This is a genomic window from Cyclobacterium sp. L-R (assembly GCF_056859355.1).
In genome coordinates this window covers 139,189-152,867 of record NZ_JBSXOH010000098.1, presented here as the reverse complement: position 1 = coordinate 152,867, position 13,679 = coordinate 139,189, and the positions used below count along the sequence as shown (strand labels likewise).

The following is a 13,679-nucleotide window of genomic DNA, read 5'->3' as shown; positions in this document are numbered from 1 at the left end:
ATAGCATCGAAAATACTTAAAATGGACAAGAATCTAAACACATCCAGCGAAAGAAAGCAAAACTGTAGCGATGAAAATAAATGCTTTGAACTATTAGAAAGCATTTTGGATGGAGAGGGAGCGGTTGGTTCAAAGGAGATGCTAAATGAAAAATTAGCAAAATGTCAACCTTGTTTTGAGCATTACCATTTGGAAAAAGTTATCAAAGAGATTTTGCAAAATAAGTGTACCAAGCAGATGGTTCCCTCTGAATTGGCAGCCACCATCAGGCAGAAAATTCAGGAATTAAAATAAGGTATATGTCTCAGGGAAAAGTAATTATTTTTTCAGCTCCCTCCGGATCTGGTAAAACAACTATAGTAAAGCATCTGTTAGAATATGAGCCACTTCTTGGTTTTTCTATTTCGGCTTGTACCCGAGACAAGCGAGGAAGGGAAGAGGAGAATGGTAAAGACTACTACTTTTTATCACCCGATGAATTTAGAGAAAAGATCAATCAGAATGCCTTTATTGAATGGGAAGAAGTCTATGCAGGCAACTTCTATGGAACCCTAAAAGAAGAAATTGATAGAATTTGGGCCCAAGGAAGGCATGTGATTTTTGATGTTGATGTAAAGGGAGGAATAAATCTTAAAAATTATTTTGGAGACAAAGCCCTTTCCATTTTCGTAAAAGTCCCTTCTATGGAGGATTTGGCCCAAAGGCTGCGTGACAGAGGGACAGAATCTGAAGAAAGTCTTTCCAGGAGGATTTATAAAGCCAAATTTGAAATGGGGTTTGAAAAAGAATTCGACGTTGTCCTTGTCAATGAAGACTTGGAGCGCTCTTTCAAAGAAGCTGAAAAATTGGTAAAGGATTTTATAAATAAATAGCCGTTTTGAAAGTAGGGTTGTATTTTGGATCATTTAATCCAATTCATGTTGGTCATCTGATCATTGCTGATACCATGCAGGATCAAACAGACTTGGATGAGGTTTGGTTTATTGTATCTCCACAAAATCCATTGAAATCAAGCAGGTCCCTGTTACATGAGTTTGATAGACTCAAAATGGTGGAGCTTGCCACAGCCGATCATTTTAAATTTAAAGTAAAGGATGTGGAATTTCATATGCCTAGGCCTAGTTATACCATTGACACCCTTACTTACCTTTCCGAGCAATATCCTTCTCATGAATTTTCTCTTATTCTGGGAGGAGATAACCTGAATCATTTTCACAAGTGGAAGAACAGTGAGGAGTTACTAAACCAATACAAGATTTACGTTTACCCCCGTCCGGGAAAAAACAAATCGGTAGACCATAAAAATATTGAATTTGTGGAGGCACCTCTACTAGATATATCTGCGACATTTATCCGCAAAACAATAAGTAAAGGTGGCTCCGTTAAATACTTGCTACACCCGCATGTAATGGATTATATACGGGATAAAAAATTCTTCATTTAAATTCTTGTATTAAAACTTATTCTTTTCTGGTCTTTATTTTTTGATTGATCAAATTGGCTACTCCTTTTCCTTGCTTTACCCCATTGTCAATGGCAGGAAGATAATGAATACCTCCATAAAAACGACTGATAGCCGCCTCCTCTGAGGCAATGCGGAAAGAGTCAAATTCTCTTACCCCAAGTCCAAATTTTATTTCTGTGGAATCAACAAAATGAAAAGGTTCACCTAATAATCTTGTCAAAGCCTCGGCAGCAGCGCTAGACACTACGCTATGCCCACTAGTGTATTCAGGGAATGGAGGGGTTTGTAATAATGGTAACCAATTTTTGTCCATATAAAGGTTAATATAGGTTTCTGGCCTAATCAGTGAGCTTCGGTATTTTTCATCCCAACAAGAGATAAAACCATCAAATAGGTAAATAGAGGTAGTAGCCATGGTTTCAGCCACTCCTTTCCAATCTAAACCTTTGTTTTTCACTGCAATCCCTGCAATACCCATCCAGTGGCCTCCAGGAGTGATTTTCTTTTCGGCAAACATTACATGACCTTTCACATTCATTTTATAAGGATTACAATCCCAAAAGAAAGCGATTTCTTCTTCTTCCGAATTTATATTTATCCGAGCATCCATTACCGCTTTGGCATCAATGTAAAAGGTGCTTGATGGAATAGTGTCAAATGCCGGCGGTGCATCGGGTACAAATTGGCTTGCAGAGTCAAGGAAAAATGGCCTTATTTTATTCCAATGTGGTTCTATGGCCTCTATATAGGCAGGAGGGGTAGGTTTCCAAGTTCCTAAGTCATTTTTTACATTATATTTCCCAAAAGAACGGCTTTGGTGGTAATTGTCTTCTGAAGCGTAAGCCATGATTTCATCTGCTACAGCATCGCCTAATTCTATTGAAGCCTGAAATTCTTTTTCTGGCATCCCGGCATCCTTTAATTCTTTAAACAAGACATCTCGCTGACCTGTAAGGAATTGCTCTGAGAATGTTAATTGAATGGCAATCTTGTAATAGGCAGCTAAACTTGCTAGTTGAAAGTTTGCCTCTGAATAGTTGGAGGGGTTTATTGAAAGTGGTTTTGAACCATTCATTTGCCCCATTAGAGAATTGTATTGATCTGGGGCTTCAAGTGCAGCCGTTTCGTAGGCAGCTATAGAAGGGTAGGCATAAACCCGACTCGCTACCGGTGGTGAGAAAATATCATGAACCAGTGTTTCTGTCAAACTTTCATTGGCTTCAATCAGGTAATAACTTTCCGTCAAAAGCTTTTTATAGTTGTCACTTTTATTACATGAACCCAGTAAAAATAGGAACACAAAACCCAGCCCTAAAAGGCGGGTTTTTAAAAAAGGTTTTGTATTTAATGATGCCATAATTGTAATGATGATAAAAGTGATTTTATTACTTATTTATTAATTATTCGAATTTTCTATGTGTTTCTCATAGCTGCTAATGACCCAATTGCCGACTTCCTTGCCTTGATCCTGCCCCCTAGTGATGGCGTCCATATAGTGTATGCCTCCATATAATCTGGAGATGCTTGCCTCTTCCGATGCATGCATAAATGAAGTGTAACTTCTACTGCCCAAACCGTATTGTTCCTCTACAGTATCTGTATACTTGTAATTTTCACCAAAAAAGTGAGTGAGAATGACAGCTGAAGTGGTTGATATAGTCGAATGTCCGCTAAGGTATTCAGGAAAAGGTGGTGTTTGAAGCATGGGCCGGTAGTTGGGGTCTATGTACTTGCGGATGGCTGTTTCAGGTCTTATCCTGTCACTCCTGTACTTTTCATCCCAACAACTAATAAATCCATCCATTAAGCCGATAGCTACCAGAGAGTTGATTTTTAAAGTTTCATAAAAATCCAAGTTTGATTGCTGGCAAGCAATTGCGGTGATGCCCATCCAATGCCCGCCAGGGGAGATCTGTTTGATTCCTACCATAAGGTGTCCTGTTTCCTCCAGAGCGAATGGATTACAATCCCAGAACCCTGCGATTTCTCGTTGTACTTGGTTCATTTCTAGAGAATAAACCTCCTGCATCAAAGCATAAAATTCCGAGTTAGGATCTGTAGAAAATGGTACTGGAGGTAAGGGCTTGAACTGGTCGGCCGCTTTTAAGGTAAATGGCCTGATCGTATTAAAATAGGGCTCCACCGGGGCAAAATATCCAGGTGGGGTAGGGTACCAATTTCCTTCTCCTTCTGAAGGTTGATACCTAGGGTAATTGCTTATATCCCGGTATTTGTCTTTCTGCGCATAGTTTAAGATTTGTTCACTGATTTCTGTGGCATATTGTTCTGCAGCAGAAATCTCTTCTTTTGAATAGCCCCATACTGTACATGAATCAGAGATGGATTGCTTTAATGACTCTAGCTCCGATCCAGAAGGTTGCATGGCAGCTGCCGTTTGAAGCATGGCAAATAGTGCGCTTATTTCTATGGAAGGGCTTTCTTTTTCAGGGATTGTTATTAGAGGTAGTTCATTTAAAAACCCAGCAAATGATGGGTAATCTTTATTCTTACTTGCAATGGTTTCGTAGCCAGAAAGACAAGCATATCCATAAAACCTTGCTGCTAAGGGAGGGTTGGTGATGTCGTGAACCATCAATTCAGTCATTTTCTCAGTGATCCATGCGATGCTTTTAGCAGGAATTTCCTGTTTGGGTAGAGGCCCTTGGCAGGAATTTAATGCCAGCAAGCCTGTTAGGACGAAAACAAATGTAATAATGTATGTCTTTAAGGAATTCATTTGAAGTATGTTTTATTTTGCCCCGCTTGGTAAGCTTTTATCGTTTTTTGATTCATGCCAAATAGGAGTAGGTCATCAATTGCTAAAATACTTCGAACATCTCCTTTTAAATCTAATCCTGAAAACCGTTGAGGGAGGTATTCAAAACTGCCTTTGCCATCGCCTAAAAATACCAGGCCATGGTTGGCATCATATTTACCAAAGCGGAGACGGGCATTGGAAATATTTCCTGTCAGAATCAAATCCAAATGACCATCCTTGTTAATGTCCAAGCTTTCTATGGCAAATACAGGAGATATTTGAGCTTCCGAAGGTAGGGTAGTTTTTTGAAATCCTTCTTTATTGTTAAGAAAAAGACTTGTTTCTAATAAGGTTGCCTTGAAGTATCCTGCATTTTCCAATTCCTCTTTGCTGAAAATATTTTCTAATCCAGCTTCAGCATAAGTTTCATAATCCGTAAAACGGGTACGGATCATGGAGATTTGATCCAGAAGCTCATCTCTTGTAAGGAAAGGGTAAGTTTTTCCTTGAATGTAAAAACTCAAAATGGGATCTATAGCTCCATTATTATCAAAATCTTTGTAATGCATTTCCGCAGGTTCCTCGGGACTAACTTTCACTTGGCTATTTAAGCCTTGGTTGCCGACTATAATATCTGGTCTGCCGTCTGAATTCAGGTCTGAGATGTGGAGACTATTCCACCAGCCACTATATTCTTGTTTAAAATAGTCTGCACTGACATTGTGGAGGTTTTGACCATCATTTTCAAATACGGTAAGAGGTAACCATTCTCCGGTTACAATCAATTCTGCATTGCCGTTTCCATTCAAATCTACCCATTCTGCATCGGTAATCAGACCAAGGCTACGAAGTTCCTTGCTCCATTGGTCCGTCTTATCCTGAAAAAGGCCTTTTCCATTATTTATTAGGAGGTAACTTTTTGGAATTTCGGGGTAGCGGCCTGGAATCACTCTACTACCTACAAATAAATCCGGAAAGCCATCATTATTAAGGTCATTTAGGGCTACTGTCCCGGTGCTGTTAAGCATTGTTGGAAGGGCTTTTTTATTTCTGGTCAAGTTCCCCTTTCCGTCACTTAGATATAATCTGTCCTGTAGGCGTTCGTCTGTTGGGAGGAAATCCCCATACCCTCCACTAGCTACATACAAATCAATGTTTCCATCTCCATTAAAATCAGCCCATATGGCATCGGTGTCTTGGTGATCTCGGTCAGTTTCAAAGGCTGGTGTTTTCTTTTCTTTGAAAACACCTTTCTGCTGTTGCATCCACAATCGGCCTGATTCGCCGGCTTGTCCTCCGATAAAAATGTCCTCCAAGCCATCATTATTGATGTCAGCCTTGACCATCACCGGCCCCGAGAAAGATATTGGGTTTACCATTAATGGCTGCCTTTTGAAATCATTGGTTGATTTCGAAATGGGTTTATAGTCAATAGGGGAAGGGATTTCAGCTAACAAAGTTAGTGTCTTTTCCTGCTTATATACTTTGTCATCCGCATTTTGCTGAGCAAGGGTGAGGGTTTGGTTTGCTTTAATGTTTTGTAGGCGCTCTACTTGACCGCCTGGCCATAGAATTTCCAAAGAATCTATACTGTTAGTTGTTCCTAAGCCAAAATGTAGGGTTGGACTCACGGAAGATTGGTAGCCTCTGACAGGCATTTGCTCCTGCTGTTGCAATTCACCATTGGTATAAATACGTATTCTTGCGCCTATGCCAAAGCTGTTTTTACGGTCTCCTTTTAAATCTACCTTTAAATAATTTTTACTGGCAAGGCTATCCGAATTGTTTCTATAAATAGAAGCTGGATGATTGACGTTATTGGTTATCAGGTCCAGATCTCCGTCGTTGTCCAGATCAGCGTAAGCTGTGCCATTCGTGTTTATTTTTTGATCGAAGCCCCACGCTTCCACTTTTTCCTCAAACTGCCAGCCGTTTAGGTTTTTGTAGATGTAGTTATGCAGATCTGAAGAGGGCATTTGATGGACTAAATCTAGGATGTTCTCCCTTCTAAGTCCGTTTTTATTGTTTTTTAGGTAATCGGCCATGAATTTCAGGAAGTCCTGATTGGTGTAATCTCTGGCATAACCATTGGTGACGAACAAATCTTTTAATCCATCATTGTCAAAATTAGCAAACAAGGCAGACCAGCTCCAGTCTGTATTTGATACGCCTGCCATTTGTCCAACTTCACTAAAATCCCCATTGCCATTGTTAATGTGCAACATGTTGCGCATGTATTGGTGATGAAAACCCATTTTTAGACCGAACTCAAATTTTTCGTAGTTGTCTGGAGCCATTAAAAGCTTTTGCCTTTTATTGTCTTTAGGCAACATATCTAAAGTGAAAATGTCTGCATGTCCATCGTTGTTAATGTCTGCAATGTCATTTCCCATAGAAAAGTGAGAAATATGTCCCAAAGCATTGTCAATATTGTTTGTAAAGGTTCCGTCACCATTATTAAGATACAAATAGTCAGGAACTGTATAGTCATTGCTGATATAAATGTCTTGCCAGCCATCACCATTGATGTCTGCTATTCCGGCTCCTAGGCCATAGGATAAAGCCACCTTTAAAATTCCCGCCTTTTCTGTAACCTCTGTAAAAGTTTCTCCATCATTTCTGAAAAGTTGAGGGCCGGCGGGGTCTGTTTTTCTCAAAATTTCTGTGGTATTGGCTTCATCCAACACGGGTAGCGATTTAGGATTGTGGTTAAGTAGAAAAAGGTCCAGATCGCCATCATTGTCATAGTCAAAGAAACTGGCCTGAGTACTTGTGGCCTCACTATCTACCCCATAATGGGATGCCATTTCTTTAAAAGAAGGCAAATTGTTTTCATTATTCCCCTGGTTGATGTAAAGTTCATTTCTTCTTTTTTCAGGTGGTAAGCTGCCCGAATAGCAAACATAGATATCCAAAAGGCCATCTCCATTTACATCAGCCATGGCTGTTCCTGTTTTCCAGGGAGCAGCTCTGGTGGCCAACCCTGCCTGAGCTGTAATGTCCTCAAATTGCATGTTTCCTTTGTTGAGGTAGAGCCGATTTTCAACCATATTTCCAGAAAAATACAGGTCCTCCAATCCATCCCCATTAAGATCCCCAACAGCTACTCCTCCGCCATTATAAAAATATTCATACATGAGTATGTTAGTGTTCAATCCCTCAGTAAGTGTATTCTCAAACATCACCCCAGATTCCTGAGGGGTTAAAAGCGTAAATTGCTTTAATTCATTCGTTTCAATGGATACCTTTTGACAGCCAATCAATACCAATAGAGGGAGAATAAACTGTATTTTACTGCGTAGAATATTGGACATAGGGATGATAAGATGGAGAGACAAATATAATGAGTTTTGACAGCTTCTCCTTATAAAGGCTGGGCTTATCTGTTAAATTTAGATTTATAATTCAAGCTTAAATACTCATTTCTAATTGTTAATGGGGGTAAGGCTTGTATTAACCCGAAATATGCAATAGATAATCTATTACATGCTGAAATCGCTTTAAAATCAGCCACTTCGTTGCTGTTTTCAATTTCACCATAGCGGTGCTATGCTAAAATATCCAAACAGGCTGATTGTGCTTGCGATTGCAATACTTCCCGTAAACACGGGACAGGCTTCATCCCTGACTATTGTCAGGACGGAGAAATCCTATTATAATCCGGGATTAATCACAAGAGGAAAGGATCTGAGCCTGTCTTTTTTTATGAGTAGCTTTTCTGCCCAAATTAAGGTTGGAGGATTATTAGTAATCCTGATTTTTGATTTTAAGATAATCAAAAAAAGAGCGATCAAGTGACCGCTCTTTTATATTGTTTAAATTAGAAAGTTTTAATCTTCGTATCCTGGGTTTTGGATAAGTTCTCTGTTCCGCTGCATTTCATCAAAGTTAATTGGCATAAAATACATTTTATCCAACCAGAGTCGGTTTTCCTTACCTGGATCTATGTCGATCACCTCATAGGAATAGTCGTAATTTTCAGTATTGTAACTGTAAATTTCAACATTTTTCCCGGATTTTAGTGTGCCAACTATATTGATTCCATTAGGTTGTCTTCCCAGGGTTTCTGGTGCAATCATCCAGCGTCTTGCATCATAGTAACGCTGTTCTTCATTGACCATCTCTTTTCGTTTTTCATCGATAAGAGCTTCCATTAATTCTTCACCTGAAGCGGTCAGAGCCGGTAGGCCTGCTCTAAATCTGATTTTATTTAACCACATTCTCGCTTCTTCGTCATTGCCAAGGGCAATATTGGCTTCCGCATAGTTAAATACAACCTCGGTAAATCTAATGTTTGGCCAAGGAATTTCTTGCCAGGTATTCTGGTCTACGAAATTTGGATCTGGCTCAATAAATTTACGGATATAATAGCCTGTATAACTACCATTCCAATCTTCAATGGGACTGTTTCTGGTGTCAAGGCCAAAGTGAGTAACTTTTTGACCTTCGCTATTAACTACCTCGTAGGTTCCTGTTTGGATTTGTCCCAGTGGATCCCTTGCCTGATTGGCAGAAGAACGTGGCTTCCAAGGAGCTCCTTCGTAAAGGAAGGTAGCGTAGAATCTAGGTTCACGGTCTTCATAAGGCGCACTTGCATGCTCATCATCAGCCCAGTCAAAGTCAGAACCATCCATCATTTGATAGTCATCGATTAGTAGCTGTACAGGCGTGTTTCCTGCCCAGTTATTGTATCCATTGGGGCCATTGTGGAGACCATGACGTCCACCAGTTTCTGGCTTTTGAGCCAAGAAATACCTTCCGAAGATTATTTCATTCTCTCCCCCATTCCTTGAAAGTGAATTGTTCATATAGGTCTGTATGGCTTCTTCCCGAGGCAAAGGCGCTGACAAATCAAGCATGTTTCCACTAGTTTTGTCAAGTACCGCTTTGGCTGCTGCTGCTGCCTGTTGGTATCTCTCTGTCTGGCTACCACTTGTGTAGCCAATCAGTTCCTTATTCTGGTAAGCTGAAATAACTGAGGATTTTGAAGAAGCTGCTGCCATGTCATGCAAGTCAGATGCTGCATAAATCAATACCCTTGATTTCAAGGCAAGCGCTGCAATTTCATTGGCCCTACCTCTGGTGAGGTCTTTTCCTGCCAATAAAGTAGCCGCTTTGTCTAGGTCAGCGACGATAAAATCTACCACCTCTTCATAGCTGTTTCTCGGAAGTTCGTAAGTTTCCTCCTCCAATGTAAAGGTTTTGTTGGCAATCGGTATACCTCCAAAGTTCCTTAATAATTGGTGGTGAAAGTAGGCCCTCATAAAGTGAGCTTCACCTAGTAATCGATCTGCTATACCTCCATCATTAGAAAAAGAAGGGCTGGTAAGGTTGTCGATGGCGATGTTGGTCGCTCTTAAATTACTGTATAAGTCGGGCCAGTTCCTCGTGTAATCCATCCAACCTGGTTCTTGTGGATTAGATCTTGCTTCAGTTACTGTGGTGATATTTCTACCTGGATGGGTGAAAATGGCTTCATCGGTTAATGAGGCCAATGCTTGCTCGCTAAATCCGCCCTGACCTAAACCTCGGTAAAGGTCAGTCACAAACGCTTCTGCAAGCCCTGGATCTGTCCATACGGCAGATTCAGAAACTTCTCCTTGGGGCGGTGCATTTAAAAACTCTTCATCGCAAGAAAAATTGAGAAAAGAGATCGTTAATGCCAACCCTAGATATTTTATATTTTTCATCATATTCAATGTTTTAGGATTTAGAATGTTACAGACAGACCTGCGTTGATTACTCTTGCTTGAGGGTAATATTGTCCTGTAGCGTTGTCAGATTCAGGATCATAGACTTTTAATTTATCCCAAGTAACGAGATTTAGTCCATTGGCATAGAACCTTAAATTGCTGATGCCAAACCTTTCTCCAAATTGCTGAGGAACAGTATAGCCTATTTCGAAGTTCTTCAATCGAATATAGTCTGAGCTTCTGTACCAAAAATCATTTCCATTGGAATAATACTGGTCACTTCTGTTGGCAATTCTAGGATATTCAGTACTCTCATTGTCTATGGTCCACCTGTTTTCATAAAATTCTAACAGATAATTACCAATGTTTCCTGATTCTCCAAGGCTTACCTGTGCAATTGCCCCGGCTGCTCCTTGAAACAAAATTGCTAAGTCAAAGTTTTTGTAAGAGGCGTTAATATTGACACCGCCCTGAAACCTTGGGATATTGTTTTTATCAAGTCTTACCCTGTCTAGAGGAGTGATAGAACCATCACCATCATAATCTACAAACTTCATATCGCCTGGACGAAGGTTGTTGGTAATATCAGAATAATCTAAAGTTTCTGCATCTATAGCGGCTTGGTTAGGGAATACTCCATCATACAAGTAAACTGGGTTTGGAGTGTTCATTGGCTTTCCGGTAGAAAGCTGCCATGCCGGTGCTCCTGGAGGCTCATCCCAGAATAGGATCTTGTTTTTGGCATAACCACCATTGGCACTGATGCTATAGGAGAGGTCTCCTTTTTGTCCTCTGTAACCAATGTTTAGATCAAAACCTTTGTTTTCTACTTCTCCGATATTCTCAGCAGGCAATAAAGAAGCTAATCCACTTGACTGAGGTACTGAAGCGTTCTTTCTCCAAAGGATATTGGTACGCTTGTTATAGAAATAATCGAATTCAAAGAAAACTTTGCCTTGATACATTTGGCCTTCTATACCAATATTAGAATTGTTTGCTACCTCCCAAGTAATGGCATTGTTTGGAACCCTTGTTTCGTACAAGGTTTTGGCTTCTGTATTTTCTAATATCTGACTTCTGAAACCATAAGTGGCTAGGAATTGGTATTCCTGTAAGGATCCATCGTAATAGATTTGGTCATTACCCATTTGCCCCCAAGAACCTCTGACTTTAAAGAAATCCATGGCTGAAATATTGTTTTTCCAAAAGCTTTCTTCAGATACTACCCAACCAGCCATTACGCCTGGAAAGAAACCGAATCTAGAGGCTTCAGGGAAAATGTAAGAGCCGTCATATCTCCAAAGAAATTCAAAAAGGTATTTTTCTTGGTAGTTATAGGCTACCCTACCGAAGTAATTTAAACGACCTCTGGTGAAAGCACCACCTCCGTTGTCTTTTTCAGAGTCTCCACCGGCAAACATCTGATCAATGGCAGGTGAAATAAAGTACCTTCTGTAGGCAAAGAAGTCATTGCCTTCTACGGTTTCTTTGTTGACACCGGCCAATGCATTGAAGCCATGGTCTCCAATTTTCTTTTCGTAAGTAAGCAAACCACCTAATAGTATGTTTAGCTGATTAATGTTGGTTTGTCTTAATCTAGGCTCAGCAGGTCCCCTTTGACTTGGAACCAAGATAGGAGTTACTCCATCTGCCTCAAAACCATTGCCTCTTTGGTACAGCGTCCAAGGGGTTTCCCATCTTTTCTGTAATCTGCTAAGGTTGTCAACTGCTGCAGTTCCTTGAAATTTCAACCCTTCTATTCCAGGTATTTTAATGTTCAATGCACCGTTGGTTTGGAAATAGTTTCTGGTATCTCTGTCATAACCAGTGGCATTGGTAGTGATCACTACTGGGTTTTCACCGTTTTCAATATCTGGACCAGGTCTGCCGTCAGGCCAGTAAGCTGGCTCATGTGGTTTTCCCCTCATTTGCATTCTGAAAATAGCTCCTGCTCCTCTTGTAGGGAAGAAACGGTATTCTTGACGTGCCAATACTCCTATTTGCAGATCGATGTATTCATTGATCTTTGCATCAAGGTTGATTCGCATGTCATATTGCTTAAATCCTGTCGCGGAGTTTTTATAATAGGCATCCTGATTTTGGTAACCCAATGAAGCCATGTATCTCAAACCTTCGGAACCACCATTCAGTTGAAGGTTGTGCCTTGTTTGAGGAGACCATGTTTTTAAAGTTTCACCATACCAGTCAGTATTGGGGTAGTTCCATGGGTCAGTACCTGCCCTATGCAAAGCCAATGCTTCTGGACTAAATGGGGCAGTTCTTTCCTGTCCACCCTGTGTTAAATAAGTGCCAGTAGACCGATAGGCGTCTGTAGCAGCTCGCCATTCGTTGGTAGGTAATTCATAAACATTCAGGTCATTTAACATTTCGCCGTATTGTGCGGCATCAGACAATTAAGGTATAGTGGTAGGTTGAGCAAAACCCTGATTGAACTGGTAAGTAAGTTCTGGTTTGCCTTCTTTACCTCTTTTGGTTGTAACCAGAATAACACCATTCGCTGCCCTTGCACCGTAAATGGCTGCCGAGGCATCCTTCAAAACGGAGATGGTCTCAATGTCATTAGGGTTTAATCGGTCAATACCACCAGCTCTAGCGGGAATACCATCAATCACAATCAGTGCGTCGTTGTTTCCAAGGGTGTTGGATCCACGAATTCTAATTCCAGCACCGTCATAGCCTGGTTCACCACTTCTATTGACAGCAATTACCCCAGACATTCTACCTGCGATTGAGTTAGAAAGGTTCATGGCGGGTGATTTTACCAGATCAGCACCCTTAACAGTGGCTACGGAGCCTGTTATGGTTTCTTTTTTCTGTTCGCCATACCCAACTACAATTACTTCACTCAATGACTGCATGTCTGGTTGTAGGGTGATGTCAATCGTACTTTGGTTATTTACCGTCACTTCTTGACTTTCAAAACCAACGAAAGAATAAACGATTGTTTGATCGCTTTCTTGAAGTGAGATAGAATATTTGCCATCAATATCAGTAACAGCACCTCTTACGGTACCTTTTACCAATACTGACACACCCGGTAAAGGGAGGTCATCCTCTCCTGAAATGACTGTCCCTGTCACTTCCCTGGATTGGGCATGCAATGTTAGGCTGCTTGCTAAAAGCAAGGCCAGACCTAGCAAAAACAATTTTGTTTTGGGTAAATAGTTTTGCATTCTTTATTTAGTTAGGTTAAAAATAATTAAGTTAATGTTAAATCGACACTTTAAAGTTGATGGTAATTTTTAATATAAACAATAGGATGCTGTAGCTGCGTTTTTAGCTGGTATTTCTTAATGTTAATATTGCACGATTATTCTATTGAAGTGTTAAAAATACTGTTAATTAAATATTTTATCTGTATTATTATGACCAAAAAATTATTAAAACTATAAATAGGGATTCTGTGATAAAATATAATAAAAGTAAGAGCTAAATGCTGATTAAGGTTTATTTATGGTTTGAAAGGTAAATTAGCTTTGTTTTTAGGTTTCTGTTACCAAAAAGTACGTCTGCTGAACAATAAATTCTATCGTATATCACAAGAGTTCCTATGTGATTGCGCTTAAATTTTGATTTATTTGAAATTGGGTTTGGCTTTGTTTTACTATTTCAATTTATTAATTGTCAAATAAACACTTTGCTTATTAGCTAAGCCTTCTAACAGTAGGTTTATTGGATGTGCTTTCAGAGCCTATTGGTCAGGTTTTTTATCTCCTGCTATTTGCTTATATTTGCCTTATAA

General features: G+C 40.0%; 7 protein-coding genes and 1 pseudogene. 3 read left to right on the top strand and 5 right to left on the bottom strand.

All coding sequences use genetic code 11. The features are described 5' to 3' along the window. Positions 1-21: 21 nt before the first annotated feature. From AC13EX_RS23610 to nadD, 3 genes are read left to right on the top strand one after another with little or no spacing between them, the layout of a single operon-like run. Positions 22-294, top strand: a complete 273-nt coding sequence (locus tag AC13EX_RS23610; protein ID WP_048642198.1) for an anti-sigma factor — start codon at positions 22-24, stop codon at positions 292-294. Positions 295-299: 5 nt separating this feature from the next. Continuing rightward, positions 300-872, top strand: coding sequence for a guanylate kinase (gene gmk / locus AC13EX_RS23605; protein WP_048642199.1), 573 nt, complete (start codon positions 300-302; stop codon positions 870-872). A gap of 5 nt (positions 873-877) precedes the next feature. Next, positions 878-1,444, top strand: coding sequence for a nicotinate (nicotinamide) nucleotide adenylyltransferase (gene nadD, locus AC13EX_RS23600; protein ID WP_048642200.1), 567 nt, complete (start codon positions 878-880; stop codon positions 1,442-1,444). 16 nt (positions 1,445-1,460) lie between these two features. On the opposite strand, the gene AC13EX_RS23595 is transcribed toward nadD, so the two are convergent. The 5 genes and pseudogenes from AC13EX_RS23595 to AC13EX_RS23575 all read right to left on the bottom strand — a co-directional run bounded on the left by AC13EX_RS23595 (position 1,461) and on the right by AC13EX_RS23575 (position 13,110). After that, a complete protein-coding gene (locus tag AC13EX_RS23595; protein WP_482894552.1) occupies positions 1,461-2,822 on the bottom strand; it encodes a vanadium-dependent haloperoxidase in 1,362 nt (453 codons plus the stop codon). 39 nt (positions 2,823-2,861) lie between these two features. Beyond that, positions 2,862-4,202 (bottom strand): vanadium-dependent haloperoxidase, encoded by a 1,341-nt coding sequence (locus tag AC13EX_RS23590; protein ID WP_482894551.1) that lies wholly within the window; start codon positions 4,200-4,202, stop codon positions 2,862-2,864. After that, positions 4,199-7,537: a VCBS repeat-containing protein gene (locus AC13EX_RS23585; RefSeq protein ID WP_482894573.1), complete on the bottom strand. Its 3,339-nt coding sequence runs from the start codon at positions 7,535-7,537 to the stop codon at positions 4,199-4,201. The genes AC13EX_RS23590 and AC13EX_RS23585 overlap by 4 nt, the downstream gene beginning before the upstream one ends. Before the next feature lie 516 nt (positions 7,538-8,053). Further along, positions 8,054-9,913, bottom strand: a complete 1,860-nt coding sequence (locus AC13EX_RS23580; RefSeq protein WP_482894572.1) for a RagB/SusD family nutrient uptake outer membrane protein — start codon at positions 9,911-9,913, stop codon at positions 8,054-8,056. Between the two features lie 20 nt (positions 9,914-9,933). Continuing rightward, a pseudogene (locus AC13EX_RS23575) lies at positions 9,934-13,110 on the bottom strand (SusC/RagA family TonB-linked outer membrane protein). Positions 13,111-13,679 lie beyond the last annotated feature (569 nt).